Here is a 23,121-nt window from a genome sequence, read left to right as displayed (position 1 = left end):
ACGCTATTGCTCAAGCCAATCCCACTGGTCAACATTGTTGACAAGCGACCATCCATGACCGTGCGGATGCGGCTTTTGTTCGGCAAGATTCAGCCCATCCCGAACAAAATAGAGGTGATCAATATTGGCAAGCCAAACCCACGTAGCAGCCCCCTCGGGCGCAATGCCGCTTGTGCCATCCCACTGAGCATCTTTCCAGAGCTCAAAGGAGTCCTCTACGTTTGGACAAGCAAGCGCGGCATCCAGATAACCATCAACAACGTCGCTTTTATACTGTGCGAAGTTGCCCCAGCCCTCCGAATAGGTCAAGTTATATATTTCAGTTGGGGAATTAGAACCCCAACCCCACAGCACGGGATCACTGTATTGATGGGGGTAAATGTCGTCAAAAGAAGCACCCTTTACTTCAACAGCAATGCCTAAATCATGCATCTGAGCCGAAAATGCTTCTGCCAAACCTTGTCGTACGGAATCTCCTGCCATATACCACAGTACAAACGAAGCACGCAGCCCCTCTTTTTCGCGAATGCCATCATCACCCATGAGCCACCCCGCATCATCAAGAAGACGTTGTGCGCGTGCCACATCCGTGCTCACACACATATCTTCTGATGCCCACGGCATCCCATCGCTCACACTAAAAGCTGGCGAGCCATACCCGTTGAGCACTTGCTCAACAAGCAAGTCTCTGTCCACGCCATAGTTGATAGCCTGGCGAATAGCGAGATCTGCAGTAACGTCATTACCCACGCTATAGACCATGTCTCCTTCTTCAACCAGCGTTGCTCCTGACGCAACACTCGGCAGTGAGATACCTCGTGAGTCTACCGAATTGCAGTTGATAAGTTTATAACCCGAAGGCAGCGCCGCAGCTAAGGTGGCCGACGTATAGGCAACATCTACTTGTCCAGCTTGCGCGGCTGCCAAGGAGGCATCTTCTGACATGAATACGACTACCACTCTATCAATGGTAGGTGCATCACCGTAATACAACGGATTGGCTTGCAAAATAACTTGCTGACCCCTATCCCACTGCTCTAGCAGGTAGCGCCCCGAACCAATAGGGTGCGTTCCATACTCTTCGCCATACGCATGCTCAGGCACAATGCCTACCACTGCAAGAGTGTACAACAGCGCGTTAAAGGGCTTGTTGAGCGTAATAACTACCGTGGTGTCATCTGGTGCTTGCACCTCTGACACCATAGACAAATCAGCCTCCGCTCCATCGTTAGTAGCAATACTTCTAAGCGTAAAGGCCACGTCTTGGGCGGTAAGCGGCTCTCCGTCTGAAAAGACGACGTCATCGCGAATAGTAAATGTCCAGGTCAAACCATCATCTGAGCACGAGTAGCTCGTGGCAAGGTCATTTTTGAAGGTAAGATCAGTATTGGTGGTAATAAGCGTCGATTGAATAAGCGGTTCATGCACGTGCTCCCCGCATCCCCAGCTCACAAAAGGATTAAATCCAGCCGGAGGTTCAGAACCCGGAGTCATACTTACAATCACTTGCGAAGAAGTCTTTGATCCTGATGCAACCGAAGATGCCTGATCACCGGAAGCGTCAACCTTTACATCATCTGCACCGGATGTACACCCCGAAAGCGTAGCCGCCAAGAGCGCCCATGCCCCCACACATGCCGTGCTTCCTAAAAAGCTTCGTCGAGAAATAGCTGATGATGTAACCTCTCTTTTGGCCATCAAGCTTCCTTTCTTACAAGCACCTCTTCTGCTTGGCAGAAAACCCAACCAAGCAAGTTGTAGAACAGGCACGCGGAAATCGTGTAACAGTTGTAGTGTTACACATTTGTCTTTCGTAACACATCTTAACAGAGACTTCTTTATATAGTGTTACGAAATAAGGATTAATAACTTCAACGGTACAAGAAAACACCCCTCGGCGCGCCATGCACCTCAAGAATCCTCACATCAACCGTATGCCTTAGGCGTCATCGCGCCATGAACGATTCAAGAAAGTTTGTACGTAGGCGCACTCTTTCGGAAGATGATGAGCAAAAAACACCGTTGAAGGAGTAAGTTTGCGACAGCGTGCGCATTGCACAAACCGATCATCATACACACTACAAAGCCGCGTTTGCAGATCTAAGAATTCGCACGGCGCGGCAAAATTCACCACCACGTCTCCCTCATCGGTTACTGCACGCTCAAAACAGCATCGTCCACACTGTTGACAAAGCCTTTCCCAATCATCTGGTCGCACATGATACATTTCAAGCGCTGCGGCAAAGGCACGCATGGAAAAGCGCGGCTTTTCCATCAGCTATCACTTTCGGGAACGCGACCGGTGTCAAGCAAAACAAGAAGCTGCTGCTCATTTAGTACGGGCACACCAAGCGAAAGCGCTTTGTCTAGCTTAGAGCCTGCTTCTTCACCAGCCACCACATAGCTTGTTTTCTTAGAGACACTTCCGGTCACCTTCGCGCCAAGCGCTTTAAGGGCACTTCCCGCCTCATCACGCGTCATACCTGATTGCACCAAGCTTCCTGTCAGCACAAAGGTAAGCCCCTCAAGGGGTTTTTCGCCCTCTTCGTCTGTCATTGAAGTCTCATCTGCCATGGTCACACCATAGCGCGCAAGGCGCTCAATTACATCTACGTTGTCAGGTGTACGCATAAACATAAAGATGGCATGCGCAATTTTTTCACCAATACCATTGATGCGCGCAAGCTGCTCTTCAGTAGCAGCACTCAGCGCATCCATAGTAGGAAATACCGCTGCAACAAGCTCCGCAACTGTCTTTCCAACATGACGTATTCCCAGACCATATACGACTCGCGCAAATGAGCGAGACTTGCTCTCTTCAATGGCAGCAATAAGCTTTGCGGCTATGGTCTTTCCCAGCGTAATTGGTTCGCCTTTTTTGTTGAGACGTCCCATATCAAGCGCGGCAAGCTCAAGTTCGCTCAGCGTGTAATAGTCAGCTACATCAGATAAACGACCCGACGCCACCAACCGCGCCACAATCTCTTCACCCATTCCATCAATATCAAGCGCGCCACGACTTGCCCAATGAAGCAGCCTTTCAAGCGCTTGAGCAGGACAATCAATAGAAATGCAGCGATAATCTGCTTCGTTTTCTTCGCGAATAACCAAACTACCGCAGCTCGGACAAGTCTGAGGCATCTGCCAAGGTTGCGCATCAGCCGGACGAAGCGACAATACCGGGCCGAGGATCTCTGGTATAACATCGCCCGCTTTTCTCACAATGACCGTGTCACCCACGCGAACGTCTTTGCGTGCAACCTCATCTTCATTATGCAAAGTAGCACGCGAAACAGTTGACCCTGCAACAGAAACAGGATCCAGTTCAGCCACTGGAGTGAGTTTGCCTGTTCGGCCAACCTGCACAGTGATGTCGCGTAAAAGCGTAGTTTTTTCTTCTGGCGGAAACTTATACGCAATAGCCCAGCGCGGAGCACGCGCGGTAAAGCCCATAAGACGTTGCTCAGCAAACGAGTTCACCTTCACCACAACGCCATCAATTTCATATGCAAGCGCGCCTCTTCGCTCAAGCGCTCGCTCGCAAAATTCTCTGACCTGCGCTTTTGTAGTGCATAGCTTAACGTCTGGGTTTACATGAAAGCCCGCTTCTCGCAGCCACTGCAAAAGCTCCCATTGCCCTTGCACTTCAAGAGCGTCATCGTCTGCTATCGCATACAAAAACGTCGAAAGATCGCGTCGAGCTGTCACGTGTGGGTCTTTTTGGCGAAGACTTCCCGCTGCAGCATTGCGCGGATTTGCAAACGGCGTTTTGCCCTCCATCTCCGCAGCGGCGTTAAGCATCTCAAAGCTTGCCTTGGGCATATATACCTCACCGCGCAGTTCAATGGTCTCAGTGTTTTGCGCAACGCTTTCAAGCGCTGCAGGACGCAAACGAAGCGGAATATCACGTACGGTGCGAATATTAGCCGTCACATCTTCGCCCGTAGTACCATCACCACGCGTTGCTGCACGAACAAGAAGACCATTTTCATAGGTCAGCGCAATTGAAGACCCATCAATCTTGAGTTCACAACAAAGCGGTACCATCCTGCCAAAAGCGTCCTCAACCCTATCCATCCATGCGTCAAGTTCGCCAAAATCCATAGCGTTATCAAGTGAGTACATGCGACGTTCATGAGTAACCGGAGCAAATTGCTCGCCCACATATCCACCAACGCGCTGAGTGGGACTTTGGGGTGTAATCAGTTCAGGATGAGCTGCTTCAAGTTCGCGCAATTCACGCATCAGCGAGTCAAATGCCGCATCAGATATCTCAGGGGCATCCTGGGCATAGTACAAATAGGTGTGGTGCTCAATTTCTTGACGAAGCGCATCTATGCGCTGAGAAATCTCAGGCTGATCAGACATAACGTTCCTGCTTTCGCATTTGAAAACAACTCATGTGAGCCCCCATTATAACGTTGGCTCCGACTAAGCGGAGCCAACGTTGTTCATGATCATGATAAACCGACGTAAACATTCTCACATGCTTACACACAACCTCATAAGAGGGCTTAGTTATGCTACATAAAGCCCCTTGCTTGCATTCCAACCATAGTAAATCATAGAGATACCACGCATTAAAACGAACACTGACAAGAAGATTGAGAAGCTCTCAGGCGACACAAAGAACATCAAGCCGCACAAGATTGATATGATGCCAGAGAAAATCAGCCAACCCCAACCGTTAACGCTGCCACCTCGTGCTCGCACCGCAAGCACAATCTCCATGATGCCAAAAGCCACAAAGAATACGCCCACAACCCACGGAATTACTGCTGCAAAAAGAAGCGGATGAACAAGCAGCAGAAATCCCAAGATGATATCGCAGATAGCATAAACTACAGCCCAAGCAGACAGACCCTCAGCTTTTCGCATACGGATATATGCAATGATGTCGAAAATACCAGCCACCAGAAAAGCTGCGCCAGCAATAGCGGCAAGTGATACCAAGGTTAATCCGGGCCAGAAGAAGAACACGAATGAACAGATGATGAGCAAAATACCAGCGACAATAAGTCCCCAGTCGTGCCTTTTCGTTGCGTCCATAATACAACTCCTTACCATGATTGAATTACTTTCTTGCATTGTAAACATGATCAGGAAGCGTAAATTATGTCAGTAACACAGCGTTTGGCACTCGTTACATGTTGTGTTCCAAACTGTGAGAATCGCGTGAGGAGCTTTTTTATAATGCTTGATTATGCATGCTCAACGCCGCAGTTAAGCTCATCAATTGCCGGGCTAATAGCCCCAATCACATCACTTGCTATAACACTAATTTCGCCAAGACATTTTGCGGCAATTGACCCGGCATAGGCATGCAAGGTTGCCGCAAGCATGCACGCATCAATTGGCTGAAGCCCCTGAGCAAGAAGGGCGGCCACCATACCCGAAAGCACATCACCTGTACCCGCCTTCGCCAAAACAGCACTGCCTTCATCCATGACAAACGCCTGCTGGCCATCGGAAACGTACGAGGTGGGCCCTTTAAGGAGTACAACCACCTGATAAACACGTGCAAGCGCGCAGGCAAGTTCAACAGGATCATCGGTTGGGATTCCGAGCGGCTTTGCAAGGCGAGCCGCCTCGCCCATGTGCGGTGTAATAACAGTAATAAGACCATCATCTGCACGCTGGGACAAAACGCGAGACACTTTTTCGCTTGTCAGCGCATCAAGACCGCCCCCGTCAACTACCACGGGCGCCTTTGCGCGTTTGAGTACCAGGCGGCAGCGCTGCTCAGAAGCTTCATCAGCACTATCAAAACCACTTCCCACCAGATATGCCACAGGATGAGCTGGTCGCGCCTGCGGCCAGGTTGCAGCCTTAAAACGGCTCCACGCGCGTACCACTAGCGAAGAGCTTGCCAGATAGAGCGGCAAGAAAGCTTCCTCGTCAGTGACAACTTCCACATATCCCGCGCCCATGCGCTCAGCAGCACGAGCGCTCAAGCATGCCGCCCCAGGATAGGCGGCACTCCCCACGACAGCAATAAGCCGTCCACGAGTATATTTATTTGCATCTGACGCGGGAAAGGGCAGCAATTTTGCCAGGTCATCTTTGGTGTAGCGCAAAAGCTCCATAAGGGCATCCTTTATGATTGTGCAGGTGTTTGCGAGGCGCCGGGAACCTCATCCAGCAAAGTGCGTGCTTCTTTAAATTGTTTGCTCAGCTCTTCAAGTGGGTTCACGCGTTCTTCTTTAACACGCACCGACTCCTCAGTAATAGCCATCGCGCAAGCAACCGCATCGGTGTGGGTATACGAAAGCGAGAGAGGAATCTCGCGAACCCCTAGCTCTGCAGCCACCTCTTTTGCGCGGCCGGATAGATGCACGGTCGGGCGGCCTTTCGCATTGCGGCGCACCTCAATATCACGCACTCCTATACCCTGCGAAAAGCCTGTGCCAAGCGCCTTAAGCACTGCTTCTTTGGCCGCAAAACGCGTTGCATAATGAATTGCAGGTTGCGCGGTTTTGTCGCAATAAGCTCGCTCTTCCTCGGAAAATACGCGTGTCCGAAACGATGGCGTGCGCTGCAAAATTGCTTTCATGCGCGCTATTTCAACAATATCTACACCCAGGCCAACGGCGCCTTCAACCCCTTCAAACTCAGACATACTCTCTGCGTCTTGCATTTGTTCTGGCGCCGATTGTTTTTGGTCGGACATAGCCATCCTTTCAGGTAGCGTTCGCTATTCCACTGTTACCGACTTAGCAAGATTACGCGGTTGATCAACATCGCATCCGCGCTTGATAGCAATAGCTCGCGCGAACAATTGCAGCGGCACACTTGCGGTAATAGCAGAAAACACATCGCGAACTTTTGGGATATAAATTACATGATCAGCATGCTTGACGATCTCTTCATCGCCTTCCGTAGCAATAGCAACAATCATAGCACCTCGCGCCTTGCTTTCTTGCAAATTTGAGATGACTTTGTCATAGACCGGACTCTTAGTGGCAACCGCAATAACCGGAAAACCTTCGTCAATCAGCGCAATGGGACCATGCTTCATTTCACCCGCAGGATAAGCTTCTGCATGTAAATAGCTAATTTCTTTTAACTTGAGCGCGCCTTCATAGCTGATAGCAGCCCCCATTCCCCTGCCCACAAACAGCGCGCTTGTGGCGTCCACGCACGCCGCAGCCGCCCTGTCTATAGCGGTGGTATCTTCAAGAATTGTTTCAACTTGGTGGGCAGTATCTGCCAATTCACTAAAGAGCAGGCGAACCTGATTCATCTTTAGCTTGCCTTTGACCTGCGCCAACAAAAGCGCTAGCAGCGTGAGCGAGACTACCTGGCCCAAAAATGACTTCGTAGATGCTACCGCAATTTCTTTATTTGCCTTCGTATAGATCACGCCGTCAGACTCGCGCGCCACAGGGCTTCCCACAACATTGGTAATACCAAACACCCGCGCACCTTTCACGCGCGCATCACGAATAGCAGCCAACGTGTCCGCTGTTTCGCCCGATTGAGAAACGGCAACCACCAAAGTAGTCGGCGTAATGATGGGGTTTCTATAACGAAATTCACTTGCTACTTCAACTTCAGTTGGAATGCGCGCCCAACCTTCAATAAGATTTTTTGCAATGAGTCCTGCATGATACGACGTGCCACACGCAATGACATACACCCGATCAATAAGATTGAGCTCTTCAACCGATAAATCAAGCTCATCAATAGAAAGTGCGCCGTTTACAAGGCGGCCAGCAAGCGTATCGCGAATAACACGAGGTTGTTCGTGAATCTCCTTCAGCATAAAATCTGGGTAACCGCCCTTTTCGGCTACGTCTAAATCCCAATCAACATGAGAGATGATCGGTTCAAAAGCGTTTCCATCTTCGCCGTAAAACTCCACCGATTCGGACGTCAATCGAGCAAACTGCCCGTCAGAAAGCACCACTACATCGCGCGTTTCTTCAATCATAGCAATAATGTCACTTGCCACAAATGAGCCGTCTTCGCCAACTCCAACCACCAGCGGCGAGTCCTTTCGTGTGCACACAATGACACCGGGCTCTTTAGCGCTTACCACCGCAAGCGCATAAGCTCCCACTAGTTGCTGAGTTGCCAACCGAAGCGCGTCCAAAAGACTAGCACCCCGCGCATATTCCTCTTCAACAAGATGAGCTACTACCTCAGTATCGGTCTCAGATGTGAAATGATGACCGCGTGCAATGAGGTTTTCGCGCAGCTCAGCGAAGTTTTCGATAATGCCATTGTGCACTACGGCAATCTGAGCGTCGCATGAGGTATGCGGATGCGCATTTGCTTCGCTTGGCCGACCGTGCGTTGCCCAGCGCGTATGCCCGATGCCGCATGTACCCGTGAAGTGGAAATGCAAAAGCGTATGCTCAAGTGCCTCAACTTTTCCCTTGCGATGCACCACTTCAAGTTCGCCATCTTGCTCAATGGCTACGCCCGCTGAGTCGTATCCGCGATATTCAAGTCGCTTAAGACCGCCCACCAAAATTGGTTGTGCGCTTTTAGATCCGGTATACCCAACAATGCCGCACATACAGCTACTCCTTTTGCCTCGTCAAGGATTTATTCGTCATGGTAACCAAGCTTTATTTCGCCTTCGTTACGTCGTATGCAATTGAGGTGCAACAGGTATGCAAACGGCGTGAGATTTGCTTGTCTTGTGCACGCAATTTGTCGACAAGTGAGTTTTCTGGTGAGAGCAAAGCTGCTTTCTTTTCTCTGAAATAGCCCGCAAAAGATATTTGATCTGCATGTACTTTTTTCCAGAAGTGCCTGTTTCAATGCTTTGAACTGCTCTTTTTATGTACGTCCATTGCAAGGAGGCACACTTATGTCAAACAGACTCATACACTCTTTCAAACCTCCCATAAAACGTCTGGTAGCGTGTTTGCTTTCGCTTTTACTTATAGGCACGCTTTTGCCGGCAACTATTGGCGTGCATCCCTGCAAAGCGCAAGCACAAACCAAACCAACCACCATCTCCACTTTGCTTGGAATATCGCGACAAGATTTCGTGAGCTATCTAACTAACAACAAAGACAACTATCTCAATACAGCCTATAAGCCCACTTGGCCCAATCCCACCACCTACCAAACTGGCCCTTGGTGGTCACGCGGAACACATCCTTATGAAGCCAATGAATTTAATGGCGTAAGCGGATATGGCATGAATTGCGCGGGGTTTTTGGCGCGTGTTTGGTGCGATATGGGCTTGGAAAACAATGCATTGATGCAACGTTGGAAAAACGCTCATCCGTGGATGTGGGCTAACAGCGAAACACTTCGTGAAACTCTTATCGCACTTGGGGCAACGCATTACACCTTTGCAAGCAAGGCCGATCTTTTAGCGTCCGGTAAGCTGCAAAAAGGCGACATTGTTCAGATGGCGTCCGATAGCGGAATTGATGATCATGTTGGCATCTTCTGGGGCGAATCATCATCTGATGACCGATTTTGGCATTCCATCTTTGACCAGAATTCATCAACAACGGGGAGAAACAAGATTTCTGAAATATATGGAAAAATGACTTCAGGAACTTATTATCTTTTCAAATTTGACGAACAGGGCTGGTTTAAACTCTGGAAAGAATCAGACAACAAAGCACTGACCCAAAACAATGCTTGTTATTCATTAGCCGGTGCTACTTTTGGTGTATATGCCTCAGAAAGTGACGCCCAAAACGATAGCAATCGCATCACAACACTTGAAACAAAAGCCCATCCTGATTATGCGGTAGACAGCTGGGGGTACGCAGAAAGTCCCTGGCTTGCTCCTGCTACCTACTTCGTTAAAGAACTCACGCCCGCAAAAGGCTACGGCATACCTTCAACAAATCCTGTTAAAAGTGTCACTGTCTCCGCCAGTGAAGAAGCCAGCACTTCGCTTACCTTCGATGACCCACCAAAAGCTGCCCCTATAAAGATTGCAGTTAATAAGATTGACAGCGCCACCAAAACCAACACCGCTCAAGGAGACGCGCAACTCTCAGGAGCTGAGTTTGTCCTCAGCTATTATGACGATATTTACAAAACCGCAGAAGAAGCCCTCCAATCTGGTAAACCAACTCGTACCTGGGTCATTAAAACCAACAAAGATGGTGAAGCACGCCTTGATGAGACTTGTTTTGTTTCAGGGGACAAGTTCTACTACAACAAAGCCAACGAAGTTGTTGTTCCTTTGGGCACTCTCCTTATCCAAGAAAGAAAAGCGCCCTCGGGATATGAGCTACCCTCGGACACAAAACCACTTCTCTACTCCATCACCGACACCACCTCTCTCAGTGAGACAGTGATTATTTATCATGCTCCAACCGTTGCAGATGACGTCATTCGCGGTGGTGTAAAAGTTGCCAAACTCGACAAAGAATCCCACGAATCATCACCTCTCGGAGGCGCCTCTCTTGACGAAACAACCTTTGAGATTACGCTTGCGTCAAGCAAGCCTGTCTATGTTGACAAAATCAAATACCAACCAGGTGACGTCGTAAAAACGGTCACGACTAAAAACGGCATAGCTCAGACCCCAGCCGATTGCCTTCCATTTGCAACCTATACGATCGCAGAAGTTTCAACGGGACAAGGATATAAGCTCACCGATACTTCTCCGCGTACGTTTTCCATCACTAAACCTGGTGTCATTGTTGAACCATTCGCCACACAGCAAGCATTTGAAAATCAAGTTAAACGCGGCGATTTAAAACTTATTAAAGTAGGCGAAGGCTCCATGGAACGCCTTGGGCACGTTCCCTTCCAGCTAACAAGCAAAACCACTGGTGAAAGCCATATTCTTATCACTGACGAAAACGGTGCTTTATCAACACACGCAAGTTGGAACGCGCATACACACAACACCAATGCCAACGACAACCTTGACGAAGATGGCTTTGATGAGGAAGCAGGTACCTGGTTTGGTTTGACTCAAAACGGCACCATTACCGAGCCAGACGATGCACTTGGCGCACTTCCTTTTGACACATATCAACTAACTGAGCTGCCTTGCCAAGCTAATGCAAATTATCAATTAGTCACCATTGATGACATCGTTATAAAAAAGGATATGTATACCATTGACTTAGGCACCGTCATTGATAATGCCGTGCGACCGCCAGAGATTAGCACGTATGCATACGATGAAGTTGATGAAGACAAACTCCTCTCGCCCACAACCGACGCAATCGTACTTGATACCGTCTTTTATGAAAATCTCCAAGCGGGCAAATCCTATTTACTCAAGGCAAGTCTTCATGTGGTTGAAACCGACGAAGACGAGCAAGTGCAAGTTACCCCTGTTGCTGATGCCAATGGCAATGCCGTTGAAATAAACCATGTGTTTCTAGCAACTTCAGCACAAGGAACCACGCAAGTTCCCCTCACCTTTGATGCAACACGTTACCGAGATAAGACGATCGTTGTTTATGAGGAACTCTTTGACAAACAAGAAGATCGTCCTCTTGCAGCGCATACTGACCCGCTCGATCCCGACCAACAAGTGACAATAATGCAACCCAAAATCCAAACAGAGGCAAGTGATGCAATTGACCACGATTCTATTGTGAGTGCAGAAACGCAAGTAAGTATTGAAGATGAGGTGAGTTATACCAATCTAGTACCACACAAAAACTATGAGCTTAACGGAACGCTCATGCTCAAAGAAACCGGAGAGCCACTCACTAACGAAGCTGGCATTCCTATTACAGCAAAACAAACTTTTACACCCGAGGCCCCTAACGGAAGCATATCTCTTGTCTTCACCTTTGATGCAGTCCTTTTAGCAGGGAAAACTTTGGTAGCTTTTGAAACGCTTTCCCATAATGGGCAAGAAATTGCCATTCATGCAGATATTGACGATATAAATCAGACCGTTGAAGTACGAGAGCCTTCGCTTATCTCTTTTGCAAGCGACTTACAGGATGGCGCCAAAGCGCTTAAGCTTGGTAGCCCAGCAACACTTGTCGACCTCATTCATTACGACAATCTCACCCCGCCAGACGCTGTATCAGAATGCAAGCCCCTCTCCCTACTTCCCACCGAAGACAACCTCATCTCTTACCCCATTTATCTTGCAGTTGGTATTTTGATTGATAAAGAAACTGGAAAGCCCCTTGCACTGGATCCTCAATATCAGAGCCAGGTTGATGCTTTTTACGAACGATTTCAGCACATTGTAGACAATAAAGCTCAGAATAGTTTCACTATGCTTGAGGAGTTGTTAAACGAATATACGCCTTACCAAACAGCCCTTCCCGTCTGCGTTAAATCATTCACTCCTGAACAGGCAAAAGGTACCGTGGAAATGCAGTTTGAACTGCCTGAAACCCTTCATGAAGACAAAGAATTGGTCATCTTTCAGTATGTCTATAAACTGACTGATGAAAAAACAGGCAGCCTCGTAGCAGTTGACGCTGACCTTAAAAACGAAAATCAAATGGTTGCACTCATTTCTCCTCCGCAAGAGCAGCAACCCCCTGCGCCCCTTACGCCCGAAGAGCCTCAAACTCCTAAGTCACCTGAACCGCCACTACCTAATACCCCAACCACCCCTTTAGCGAAAACAGGAGATAGCCTTTTTGTCGTAGCAGGTGTTGCTGTGGTTATCATTTGCTTAGCGGGCATCACACTTTTGGTACTACGCAAGAAAAAGAGGGGTACTTTCACGCTTTCCTTCGCACTCATAATAATGCTTGGCGTGTGTGCAGTAAGCGGAGCGAGCCTTATACAACCAAGCTTTGCGCTTGCTGATGAGGCGCGCATCACCATCTGTCAAGGAAGCGTTTTTGATGCACCTAAACAAGGGATTGTGCTTGATAGCAGGCGTGTTTTTGATATTTCAAAAGCGGAGTTTTCCACCACCAATCCTGCGCAGCTTGGTATAAGAAGCTGTCGCATTGATCGGGAGCCCCTTCACCAAACCTATCGCGGTATTGCCTACCTTGGCACACCTCCCAAAGGAACAGAAATCACTCTTGCAGGAACCGCTTCGTTGCTATGGAGTGACATAGGCACGGATGCACAAGGTGATCGTGTTGATATCGAGATTACCCTCTCAGATATTACGCTACTCAACAAAACAAGCAACGATAAAGAGATTTTGCTTCTTACCGAAGTAGAAGGCTTAGGAGTTCTAGAAGCACAGGCCATAACAAATACGGGTATATGCGGCAATAGCAAAACGTTCTCGCTCAATGTCTACAAAACGGGCACCAACACGCCCGCAAGTGGATGCTTTTTAATGGGTATCAGAGATCTTGATATCGCTGATCGCACAAATGGTGTTTTGCCGAACTACTTTGGCAAGTATGCGGAGTCAATACAGCTTATGCACGGGTTTGAGCCAGACATCTATATCAATGATTCCTGCTTCTTGTCCATTGACGCTTCACGTGCGCTTTTCAAACCAACGAAAGAAGATCTTGCCTCATCGTATGATTCAGGATTTGTGGTGGCACTTGATACTGCAGGTGCATCCTTTTCATGGGCGGGAGCTGCCTGCGGTACAGTCGTGTTTGATCAGTTTGAGTCACACAATATTATTGCAAGCGCCAAACAAGGTGGCACAATCAGCAATCCTGGTATTACTCGCGTTGGATGGAAAAACGACAAAACATATACCATAACGCCTGATGAATACCATGAAATTGATGATGTTGTTGTCGATGGAATATCTCAAGGAGCGCTTTCAGAATACACATTCACACATACTACAGCCGATCACGAAATTGTCGCATCCTTTAAGCCAATTATGATCACGGTAGACTTCACCGATGGCTTAGACACTATGCTCTCCCATATCAAAATCCCCAAAGGAACTTGTCCCACACCACCTAATCCTCCGCAGAGAAACGGATACCTTTTTGACTCCTGGGATAAGCCGATTGAACAGCTCTTTGCCAACACCACCATCAATGCTCTCTGGAAACCAATCGTCTATTACGTCGCCTACGAAAGCAACGGAGGTGAGGGTGAAATGACCAACCAAACCTTTACCTTTGACGAAACTGCACCACTTGACCCATGCATGTTCACCAAATCTGGGCACTCGTTTGAAGGCTGGATTGACGAAAAAGGTGACTTTTTTGAAAACGAAGCACTAGTAAGTAACCTTGCCTCCAACGACCAGGCAATAGTTACTCTTGTGGCGCAATGGGAAGACGCACCCGCAATACCCGAGCAAGAAAAACCTTATACACCGCAAGACCCCGTTGAGCCAATAGAACCTGCTCAACCGGGAGAACCCTTTGAGCAACAACCAGATATCCCCCAGCCGCCTAATCCTGACGCACAAAATCCTTCAATCGGAATATCCCAGACATCATCGCCTATCAAACCACAGGATTCGCCTGAGACAAAAGGAGAAACTAACAATCAAGATATCGCAATCAAAGAGACCGAAACTCCACCGAAGACACCCGATGAGCAAACAGAAACAGAAACGCTCGTTCAGGATGAAGAAGAGCCAAACAACCATCTTCCTCAAACGAGCGACGAAACACTCTCGCAAGCTCTTCTTTCGGCTCTCGCTTTGACATTGGTTTCCGCTATGAGCATTGCCCTTTTCGCGCACATGAGACTCTCATACCACCGAAAGCGCTTCATGCAATAGCTTGTCTGGGCTTTTGCTCACATGCTTCGCTTGCGCACGCAGCCCTCACATACAAATCGGGTGCCGACTACTGTCGGCACCCGATCAAACGAAACGCACCTACGACACAAGCACGTCTTCAGAAAAGGTTTTAGTTACCAGCAGCGCGTGCAGCCTGATAAGCCTCAATAAGCTTCTTGGTTACATCGCCTGGAGCTTGCTCGTAGCCCTCAATCTCAATTGAATATGAGCCTGATCCACGCGTAATAGAACGAAGATCTTTGGTGTAAGAGACAACCTCCGCATAGGGAACACGTACCAAAATAACAGTTTCACCTGCATCATTTGAGTCAGTACCAACGATGCGACCACGACGTGTTGAAATATCTGACATAACAGCACCCGCGTACTCTTCGCCAACGGTTACTGCTACATTAGCCATCGGCTCCAAAATAATTGGATCGGCTTTTTCGCAGGCTGCCCTAAATCCAATACGAGCTGCAGTCTTAAACGCCATTTCGTTTGAGTCTACCGAGTGATAAGAACCGTCATAAACAGCACATTTGATGTCAACCATGGGATAACCAGCCAAGAAGCCTTCTAACATGGCATCCTGAACACCCTTGTCAACTGCAGGAATGAGGCCGTTTGGAATTGCGCCACCGCGAATCTCATCAACAAATTCATATCCAAGACCCGGATTGGGTTCAAGTCGCAACCAGCAATCACCGAACTGACCAGAACCACCAGTTTGCTTCTTGTGGCGGCCTTGTGCTTCTGCGGTCTTACGAATGGTCTCGCGATACGGAATCCGAACAGGAACTAAACGAGCTTCAACACCCGTTTGCTCCTTTAGGCGAGCAAGCAGTGTTTCAACCTGAGCCTCACCCATTGCCGTAACCACGGTTTGATGCGTCTCTTCACTGCGGCTTACACGAATGGTCGGGTCAGTATCAATGACGCGCGCCAAGAAGGTACCCAGTTTATCTTCTTCCTTTTTGTTCACGCACTCAATTGCAACAGGGTATTGCGGTACTGGCAACGGCAGTGGATCAATTGCAACGTCACCCGATTTAGAGAACGTATCACCTGTGCGAGCATCGCTCAATTTCGGAATAACAATAATGTCACCTGCTTTTGCACTTTTTACATCATTGGACTCTTTGCCCATCATGACATACAAATGTCCCAAGCGATCCTTTTTACCTGTGCGCGCATTAATCAATTCCATGCCCGGCTCAAGTACGCCAGAAATAACCTTTACAAAACTCAGACGACCAACATAGGGGTCAGCAGCTGTCTTAAAGACGAACGCTGCAGGTTCGCCGCTCTCATCAACATACGTAATATCCCCGTTTGCCAAACGGAACCGACCATGATGGCGCGGATGCGGGAAGTAGGTTGCAATATCTTCCATAAGTCCCTGAATACCCTGCTCAATGATGGTAGAGCCAACGAACACCGGGATAAAGAGTTCTTGGGCAATTGCTTTATCAAGCAACTCTTCCAACTCTGCTTGCGTCAGTTGTTCTTCACCATCAAGGTATTTCATCATCAGCTCGTCATCAGCCTCAGCAACCAAGTCGCAAAGCTTATCGCGGGCAGCTTGAGCAGCAATCATATAATCAGGCGGGATATCTTCAACACGCTCAGAAGTGCCACCTTGATCAAAGTAGCGAGCCTTCATGCGAATAATATCAATGACGCCACGGAAGTCTTTATCTTGCCCAATTGGAATAGTAACCGGACCCAAACGGCTACCAAAACGAGCATGCAGCTGAGCCATAGCAATTTCAAAGTCTGCATGTTCGCGATCAATATGATTAATAAATACTGCGCGCGAAAGACGCATACCTTCCGCCTCGCGCCATAGTTTTGTGGTCATAACTTGAGGACCAGCTACAGCGTCCACTACAAACAACGCCATTTCAGCTGCTTGCATGGTAGCCAAGGTGTCGCCAATAAAGTCAGGATGACCCGAGGTATCAAGCAAGTTAATCTTATAGTCTTTATAGGGAATAGGAGCAATAGAGGTGCCGATAGTGAATTTGCGCCGGATCTCCTCATCGTCATAATCGAGGTAGGATTTCCCGTCATGGGTTGTACCCATACGCGGCGTACGCCCAGAGACGTGCAGCATCGCTTCGGCAAGCGATGTCTTGCCGGCGCCATCTTGGCCGACCAGCACAATGTTTCTGACGTGTTCGGTAGCAGGAGCTGCCATAGTGACCACCAACTTCCTTTTCGCGCAATCGATAAAGCGCAAGCGTCCCTGCGGGCGCTTACCGATTACAGTCGGGTCTGTCGCGCTCAACCGGGCGGTCACTTATGATGCGCCCGATCAGGCGCAATTACGATGTCGTAAGTGTATCGCACCTGCCAGGAACCATCAGGCAAACTGGCAGGTGCAAAGTTGACAATTTAGTAACGTCCCAGTTCAAAGGCAAGTTGATGAGACTTGGACAATCTAGTTGTATTTATAGAAGCCCTCGCCTGCGTTAACGCCTGTTTTGCCTTCATCGATGTATGATTTGAGTGTTGCCGCAATTTTTGCCGCAACAGAAGAGGGGTCTTGCGCAGCGGGGCTTGCTGCAACAATGTTATAGGCAGTAGTTAACCCAACAATATCTAAGATGCGGAACGGTCCAAGCGGAGCACCTGTACCAAGCATCCATGCCTTATCAATTGTTTCGACGTCAGCAACACCATTTGCAAGCAGAGCTTCAGCAGAATTAAGGAAAGGAACAAGCATAGAATTAAGCAGATAACCCGGTTGTTCTTTCTTGAGCTCAAGGGCAATCATGCCAATAGCCTGCGAGAACGCAACCACGGCATCATAGGCTGCCTGGCTTGTTTCAGATTGGCCCATAATCTCTGCGGTATTGTTGATCCAAATATTATTTGCGAAGTGCAAGGCTAAAAACTTATCTGGTCTGTCAGTAAACCTGACCATATTGCTTGGCAAAAGTGTCGAGGAATTAGTGCAGACAATAGTCCGTTCAGGCATAAAGGGACAAGCTGCTTTATAAAAAGCGTCTTTCTCATCAATTATTTCAGCAATGGCCTCAATAACCAAATCAGCATTGCCAAATGCTTCTTCGTAATCGCAAGTCATCTGAATAGAATCAGCCGCTTTATCAACTGAAGCAATAAGCTCATCAAGCTTTTCGGTTGGAACATCAGGTGAGTCTACCAAGCCACGACAATAAGCGTTTGGGTCAGTTTTCATAGCATTGAGTGTCTGCTTGTAAATGCCACGCAAGCGCTCCAATTTTGGCTTTGCACGCTCAATGGAACCTTCACTACGCAACCACATGGTTACCTTAAACCCTTTGTAAGCGCTTTGTAGAGCTATTTGGCTTCCTAAAACACCACCACCAGCAATCGTAACGTTTTGAATATCCATGATGACTCCTATCTTGTCGCACGTGTTTGCGCGCGACAGCTGCGCCGCTTAAACGCGACAAAATCAAACTGCATTCGCAAATGCTCATTCAGCGTATCAAAGTTACGTATTCATTATGTTACGGCTCGGTATCGCTTGGTTAGTTCATGAAAATTGCAGATAAATGACCCTTTGCGCACCTGATACTCCTTGCAAGGATGGCATCAACAAGGGCTATAAATCTCATCTATTGCATAAGGTTTTCGCTTTACAATTCACTTATGATGCGTTGCGTGCGTGAAGACACTTCGTATTTTGCCTGGTCAATATCAAGCGTAGGCCAAATGCCGTCTTCGTAGACAACGCGGCCATCACACATAGTCAAACAGACATCTGAGCCATGCCCCGCATACACCACATTGACCAGGGGATTTGTCATAGGCGTCCAGGATGGACCCGAGATATCAAGCACGCATAAGTCGGCTTTAGCGCCCACCTCAATCATCCCGCAATCGGATCGACCTTGCGAAAGTGCTCCTTGACGCGTTGCCGCAAAAAGCGCCTCTTGCGGCGTGATAAGTGCTGGGTTTCGCATATCTCCTTTGGGTAATAGTGCGAACAAATACATATCTTGCATCATGTCATTGTTATTGTTTGAAGCCATGCCATCAGTGCCCAAACATACGCGAACTCCTCGTTCAAGCATTTTTGCCAAAGGCGCAAAGCCACTTCCAAGCTTCATGTTGGATGCAGGGTTCGCAGCCACAAACACCCCGCGATCTGCCAGGATTTCTATATCGGCATCATCAACCCACACACAATGCGCTGCCGTGCATGGGCCATCAAAAACTCCTAGATTGTTAAAGTATTGCACCGGCGTCAATCCATCATGGCGATCCTTGCACTCTTCGTGTTCAAGCTCAGTCTCTGAGACATGCACCTGAATACGCATATCATGCTCGTGCGCAAAGGCAACCACATCAGCAACAGCAGCAGGATTGCTCGTATACTCTGCGTGAATGTTGCAGTCAACTACAATTCGCCCATCTTCTGCTCCTTGAAAATATCGAAGCAGACGTTTGTGATTCTCTGCAAGAGGAAGATCTTTAAGGCGCGTTTCGCCAAAAGCAATAAGCGTGTCTGATAAATTCGCCTTCAAACCCGCCTCAATTACTGCGCGAGCGCCTTGGTCCATGTGATAGTACATATCAGAAAACGACACAACTCCATAGCGCGCCATTTCCGCACACGACAAAAGGGTTGCCCAATAACAATCCTCTGGCGTGATCTTCGCTTCAAAAGGAAAAACCGAATCATTCAACCAAGATTGCAAAGGAAGGTTTTCTGCATAACCGCGCAAAAGCGTCATCGGCGCATGAGCGTGAGCGTTGTAAAAGGCGGGCATAAGAAGCTTATTTTCACCATCGTAGAGCTTACCCATCCGAGCAGCACTCGCCTCATCAGGCGCCGTATCGCCAATGTAGGTAATGCGAGAACCCTCAACTCCCACCCACTGGTTTTCACGATACTGAAAGTCCTTATCAATAAGGTTAATGTGCGCAAATAACATGTATGCTCCTACTATCTACATTAATTAAAGCAAGCCCATCTTTGCAAAGCGGGCCGAACCATCTGAAACAGGCTCGCTTGCACATAGCAAGTCAGCTGACGCCACAGACGTCTGTCGTTTTTTATGTTCCCATTATAGAAAATGGGTTGTGCTATTATGCAAACAACTTATGGGGAGTTGTAACGATAGGGTGTTTGGACACTTCGCCAACACCTTCTCACCAAAACAACAAGCATACATCACGAAAAGAGGTAACTTATGGCAGAAGAATGCTCGCATGAGTGCGGCAGCTGCGGCGTTTCTGGCTGTGGAGATCGCACCGCAGAATCACTTAAGTCAGGGCCAAATTCCAAAAGCAATGTCAAACATGTCATCGGCGTTGTTTCTGGCAAAGGTGGCGTTGGCAAGTCGCTTGTCACAAGCCTGCTTGCAAGCCAGCTTCAAAAACAAGGTAAAAGCGTAGCCATTCTTGACGCTGACATTACCGGACCTTCCATCCCGAAGGCATTTGGCGTTAATTGCAAACTCACTGCTGATGAATTTGGCATCAACCCTGCTCAAACCGCAAGTGGTATCAAAGTTATGTCCACCAACCTCATGCTCCCCCAAGGAGATATGCCGGTTGCATGGCGCGGGCCTGTGGTTTCAGGCGCCATCAAGCAATTCTGGGAAGAAGTCAACTGGGGCGACATTGATTATCTGCTCGTTGACATGCCTCCAGGAACATCGGACGTATTCTTGACAGTTATGCAGCAGATGCCCGTTGAGGCAATTGTGACCGTATCAGCTCCACAAGAACTCGTCTCAATGATCGTGGGCAAAGCGGTCAACCTAGCACACAACCTTGACATCCCCGTGGTTGGTCTCGTTGAGAATATGGCCTACTATCAATGCGATGACTGTGGCAAGAAACACTACATCTTTGGTGAGCCACAAGGTAAAGAGGTGGCAGAGCACTATTCAATCCCCGCCTACACCACTCTTCCGCTTGATCCTAAATTTGCAGCCATGGTAGATGCGGGCGAGATTGAAAACTACGAGGTCAATGGAGCTCTTGATGCAATCATCGAGGCAGTTGAAGTTGCCGCAGAAGCAGCTCATATTGCCGATGGCGAATAACTCTCATGCTCAGGAGACCAATTTGAACGTGCATGCAGCTTGAGAGCTCACAAGGCAGAGTTCAAATTGGGACTTGACCTGAAGTCACAGTGCGTTATACTAGTCCTCGCACTTTTTTGGGGCGTTAGCTCAGCTGGGAGAGCGCATGGCTGGCAGCCATGAGGTCAGGGGTTCGATCCCCCTACGCTCCACCATAGAACGATTATGCGAACCTTGTTCCAACGCGGGACTCGGTTCGCATTTTTTTGTTTTGCCCGCAAGCTCTGCCTATACTCTCACCGTTCAAATTCTAGCGAACGCCCTGTTCAGAGCCACAGCCCGGCACCCGCTTACGACTTGGTTTGCTCGCGGCTTGGCTTGCTGCGCCCGCAGCTTGCCTCGCCCGCAGCTTGCCTCGCCCGCAGCTTGCTTCGCCCGCAGCTTGCTTCGCCTTGTCCCGCCCGAGGTTTACCTTACCCCACTCGCAGCTTTGATAAAATTTGCAATAAAACGCCAAACTTTGGCAGGAAAAGCACCCGATTAGGCGGATTGGCCCTCAAAATGGCTGGAAAAGTCGCCGATTAGGTGGGTCATCCTTCAAAAACCGCCTAATCGGCAACATTTCCTGCCACACTTCGCCAAAAACCGCCATATTTTAGTTCACCGTTGTAACAAAAATGGTGCGCAAATTCGCCATATTTTGACATAACACCAGGTCAGGTCATTTTTTTGAAAGGGCATCCTCAGACGGCCATAAATGACCACGAGTGCCGAGGGCGTCACAAGCAGCACGAGTGCCACGAGCACCGAAAGGCATGAGGGGCGCTGGGAGGATCACCCGAAAGTTGAGACGCTGGAGCCAAACTGCCAAAAGGTATCGAAGCACTGACACCCCTTCTACACCCACCGGCTACACCAAACGATGTATATTCGTGTACCAATAATGGTTCACCCTTTGTGTCAACGTTGCTGTAATCATAGACGTGTTAGAGTTCGGTCATCGCAAGAAACGTCCCTTTTCAAAGGAGCACATAATGACTGAATTTCACAACTATCACAACCCCACCGGCAGCCATACTCGCAAACAAGGCGCTGGTTTTGAATCCCCTCTTCACGCACAAGCAGACGAAGTTATTGACAACAACATGGTTGAGGACAGCATCAAGCGCAACATGCCACAGAGCAAACCGAAGCTTGGCCGTCGCTCGTTTCTGACTGGCTTTGCAGGCGCTGCACTTGCATGCATGCTGGCTTTCGGCGTACAAAGTGCCTACATTAATCCGGAAACCGCAGAGGCTGCCAATGAAACTGCACCACTTTCGCAAACCGTTATCAAAACTAATGACGATGCAACACTTGCAGAAGCAGTTGCGGCCAAGTGCCTGCCTTCAGTAGTTGCTGTGGATGTCTACACCAATAGCTCGTCTCTCGTCTCAATGAACCAAGTCTATGGCATGGGCCAAGGCCAAGGCACTCAAGGCGGCGAAGGCGAACTTACCCCGTATTCGCAGGGCTCGGGCGTTGTGCTCTCTGAAGACGGCTACATTATCACCAACAATCATGTCGTTGAAGGTGGCGCCGCATACGAAGTAACCATTGCTGGCGAAACCTACGAGGCCGAACTCGTAGGCACTGACCCCTCATCAGATGTCGCAGTTCTCAAAGCAAAAGACGCTTCAGGGCTGACCGTCATGGAGCTTGGCGACTCGGATGATCTCACTATCGGCGAATGGGTCATGTCGCTTGGATCGCCCTTCGGTCTTGAGCAGTCAGTTGCCACCGGCATTGTCTCAGCAACAAGCCGCTCGCAAATTATGGATGCTGCCGAATCAGCCCAATCAGGCGGTACGGGTGAAACCACCATTTACCCAAACATGATCCAGACTGACGCTGCCATCAATCCTGGCAACTCAGGAGGGGCGCTTGTGGACGGCGAGGGCAAGCTCATCGGCATCAATACGCTGATCACTTCCTACTCAGGCAACTATTCTGGTGTAGGTTTTGCCATCCCGGTAAACTATGCAGTTAACTTAGCTGAGCAGATAATTGCAGGCGAAACGCCAACCCATGCTCAACTTGGCATCAGCCTGTCAACCGTCAATAGCCAGACCGCCCAAAGCTATGGTCTCTCAAGTGACGAAGGCGCATATGTTGCAGCTGTTTCTGAGGGATCAGGCGCTCAAGCAGCGGGCATCCAAGAGGGCGACATCATTACCTCATTTGATGGCGAAAAAGTAGAAGGTGCATCTGATCTAATGCTCGCCGTTCGCGGCAAGCTTCCCGGCGATACCGTGAAGCTCACTATTAACACCAATGGTGAAGAACGCGAAGTAGAAGTAGTACTGGGAGATGATGCGGCAAGCCAACAAGAGCAGCAGACGCCTCAAGATGGCAACGGCTCTGACCAAGGCAACGCCTATGGCTATGGTTGGGATGACCTAGAAGATCTCTTCAGCCAGCGCTAAGAGACAACAACAATGCGACACTACGACTAGAAGG

The 23,121-nt window shown here is 48.9% G+C and carries 14 protein-coding genes and 1 tRNA gene; 5 read left to right on the top strand and 10 right to left on the bottom strand.

Annotation, left to right across the window (positions count from 1 at the left end; genetic code table 11):
* Positions 1–3: 3 nt before the first annotated feature.
* The 7 genes from NFR28_RS03990 to glmS form a co-directional block, all read right to left on the bottom strand.
* Positions 4–1,698, bottom strand: coding sequence for an ABC transporter substrate-binding protein (locus NFR28_RS03990; RefSeq protein WP_251178534.1), 1,695 nt, complete (start codon positions 1,696–1,698; stop codon positions 4–6).
* A gap of 241 nt (positions 1,699–1,939) precedes the next feature.
* A complete protein-coding gene (locus tag NFR28_RS03985; protein WP_251178533.1) occupies positions 1,940–2,275 on the bottom strand; it encodes a CxxCxxCC domain-containing protein in 336 nt (111 codons plus the stop codon).
* Positions 2,275–4,368, bottom strand: a complete 2,094-nt coding sequence (gene ligA / locus NFR28_RS03980) for an NAD-dependent DNA ligase LigA (protein ID WP_251178532.1) — start codon at positions 4,366–4,368, stop codon at positions 2,275–2,277. Before ligA ends, NFR28_RS03985 begins: the two co-directional genes overlap by 1 nt.
* Positions 4,369–4,518: 150 nt before the next feature.
* Positions 4,519–5,049 (bottom strand): HdeD family acid-resistance protein, encoded by a 531-nt coding sequence (locus NFR28_RS03975; RefSeq protein WP_251178531.1) that lies wholly within the window; start codon positions 5,047–5,049, stop codon positions 4,519–4,521.
* Between the two features lie 152 nt (positions 5,050–5,201).
* On the bottom strand, positions 5,202–6,086 hold the full coding sequence (locus NFR28_RS03970; RefSeq protein WP_251178530.1) for an NAD(P)H-hydrate dehydratase: 885 nt from the start codon (positions 6,084–6,086) through the stop codon (positions 5,202–5,204).
* A gap of 11 nt (positions 6,087–6,097) precedes the next feature.
* A complete protein-coding gene (gene acpS / locus NFR28_RS03965; RefSeq protein ID WP_251178529.1) occupies positions 6,098–6,670 on the bottom strand; it encodes a holo-ACP synthase in 573 nt (190 codons plus the stop codon).
* 24 nt (positions 6,671–6,694) lie between these two features.
* On the bottom strand, positions 6,695–8,524 hold the full coding sequence (glmS, locus tag NFR28_RS03960) for a glutamine--fructose-6-phosphate transaminase (isomerizing) (RefSeq protein WP_251178528.1): 1,830 nt from the start codon (positions 8,522–8,524) through the stop codon (positions 6,695–6,697).
* 38 nt (positions 8,525–8,562) lie between these two features.
* On the opposite strand from glmS, the gene NFR28_RS03955 reads away from it, so the two are divergent.
* Both NFR28_RS03955 and NFR28_RS03950 read left to right on the top strand, forming a co-directional pair.
* Complete coding sequence (locus NFR28_RS03955; RefSeq protein ID WP_251178527.1) at positions 8,563–8,718, top strand: hypothetical protein; 156 nt, start codon at positions 8,563–8,565, stop codon at positions 8,716–8,718.
* 103 nt (positions 8,719–8,821) lie between these two features.
* A complete protein-coding gene (locus tag NFR28_RS03950) occupies positions 8,822–14,590 on the top strand; it encodes a VaFE repeat-containing surface-anchored protein (RefSeq protein WP_251178526.1) in 5,769 nt (1,922 codons plus the stop codon).
* Positions 14,591–14,720: 130 nt separating this feature from the next.
* On the opposite strand, the gene NFR28_RS03945 is transcribed toward NFR28_RS03950, so the two are convergent.
* From NFR28_RS03945 to NFR28_RS03935, 3 genes are all read right to left on the bottom strand, one after another.
* Complete coding sequence (locus NFR28_RS03945; RefSeq protein WP_251178843.1) at positions 14,721–16,793, bottom strand: elongation factor G; 2,073 nt, start codon at positions 16,791–16,793, stop codon at positions 14,721–14,723.
* A gap of 243 nt (positions 16,794–17,036) precedes the next feature.
* Positions 17,037–17,975: a 3-hydroxyacyl-CoA dehydrogenase gene (locus NFR28_RS03940; protein ID WP_251178525.1), complete on the bottom strand. Its 939-nt coding sequence runs from the start codon at positions 17,973–17,975 to the stop codon at positions 17,037–17,039.
* Positions 17,976–18,222: 247 nt separating this feature from the next.
* On the bottom strand, positions 18,223–19,524 hold the full coding sequence (locus NFR28_RS03935) for an amidohydrolase family protein (protein ID WP_251178524.1): 1,302 nt from the start codon (positions 19,522–19,524) through the stop codon (positions 18,223–18,225).
* Between the two features lie 258 nt (positions 19,525–19,782).
* Here NFR28_RS03935 and NFR28_RS03930 point away from each other — a divergent pair, with 258 nt between their 5' ends.
* The 3 genes from NFR28_RS03930 to NFR28_RS03920 all read left to right on the top strand — a co-directional run bounded on the left by NFR28_RS03930 (position 19,783) and on the right by NFR28_RS03920 (position 23,087).
* Positions 19,783–20,643: a P-loop NTPase gene (locus tag NFR28_RS03930; protein ID WP_251178523.1), complete on the top strand. Its 861-nt coding sequence runs from the start codon at positions 19,783–19,785 to the stop codon at positions 20,641–20,643.
* Positions 20,644–20,761: 118 nt separating this feature from the next.
* A tRNA-Ala gene (locus NFR28_RS03925) sits at positions 20,762–20,837 on the top strand.
* An 819-nt stretch (positions 20,838–21,656) separates the two neighbouring features.
* Positions 21,657–23,087, top strand: coding sequence for a S1C family serine protease (locus tag NFR28_RS03920; RefSeq protein WP_251178522.1), 1,431 nt, complete (start codon positions 21,657–21,659; stop codon positions 23,085–23,087).
* The last annotated feature ends 34 nt before the right edge of the window (positions 23,088–23,121 follow it).

The sequence above is a fragment of the Adlercreutzia agrestimuris genome, assembly GCF_943193125.1.
GTDB lineage: Bacteria > Actinomycetota > Coriobacteriia > Coriobacteriales > Eggerthellaceae > Xiamenia > Xiamenia agrestimuris.
Note: the sequence above shows the minus strand (reverse complement) of the source record. Positions and strands in the feature narration are given on the sequence as shown.

What these genes read in the sequence shown, in the direction of transcription:
- NFR28_RS03990 (WP_251178534.1), bottom strand. Translation starts at nt 1,698, where the DNA reads ATGGCCAAAAGAGAGGTTACATCATCAGCTATTTCTCGACGAAGCTTT.
- NFR28_RS03985 (WP_251178533.1), bottom strand. Translation starts at nt 2,275, where the DNA reads ATGGAAAAGCCGCGCTTTTCCATGCGTGCCTTTGCCGCAGCGCTTGAA.
- ligA (WP_251178532.1), bottom strand. Translation starts at nt 4,368, where the DNA reads ATGTCTGATCAGCCTGAGATTTCTCAGCGCATAGATGCGCTTCGTCAA.
- NFR28_RS03975 (WP_251178531.1), bottom strand. Translation starts at nt 5,049, where the DNA reads ATGGACGCAACGAAAAGGCACGACTGGGGACTTATTGTCGCTGGTATT.
- NFR28_RS03970 (WP_251178530.1), bottom strand. Translation starts at nt 6,086, where the DNA reads ATGGAGCTTTTGCGCTACACCAAAGATGACCTGGCAAAATTGCTGCCC.
- acpS (WP_251178529.1), bottom strand. Translation starts at nt 6,670, where the DNA reads ATGTCCGACCAAAAACAATCGGCGCCAGAACAAATGCAAGACGCAGAG.
- glmS (WP_251178528.1), bottom strand. Translation starts at nt 8,524, where the DNA reads ATGTGCGGCATTGTTGGGTATACCGGATCTAAAAGCGCACAACCAATT.
- NFR28_RS03955 (WP_251178527.1), top strand. Translation starts at nt 8,563, where the DNA reads ATGGTAACCAAGCTTTATTTCGCCTTCGTTACGTCGTATGCAATTGAG.
- NFR28_RS03950 (WP_251178526.1), top strand. Translation starts at nt 8,822, where the DNA reads ATGTCAAACAGACTCATACACTCTTTCAAACCTCCCATAAAACGTCTG.
- NFR28_RS03945 (WP_251178843.1), bottom strand. Translation starts at nt 16,793, where the DNA reads ATGGCAGCTCCTGCTACCGAACACGTCAGAAACATTGTGCTGGTCGGC.
- NFR28_RS03940 (WP_251178525.1), bottom strand. Translation starts at nt 17,975, where the DNA reads ATGGATATTCAAAACGTTACGATTGCTGGTGGTGGTGTTTTAGGAAGC.
- NFR28_RS03935 (WP_251178524.1), bottom strand. Translation starts at nt 19,524, where the DNA reads ATGTTATTTGCGCACATTAACCTTATTGATAAGGACTTTCAGTATCGT.
- NFR28_RS03930 (WP_251178523.1), top strand. Translation starts at nt 19,783, where the DNA reads ATGGCAGAAGAATGCTCGCATGAGTGCGGCAGCTGCGGCGTTTCTGGC.
- NFR28_RS03920 (WP_251178522.1), top strand. Translation starts at nt 21,657, where the DNA reads ATGACTGAATTTCACAACTATCACAACCCCACCGGCAGCCATACTCGC.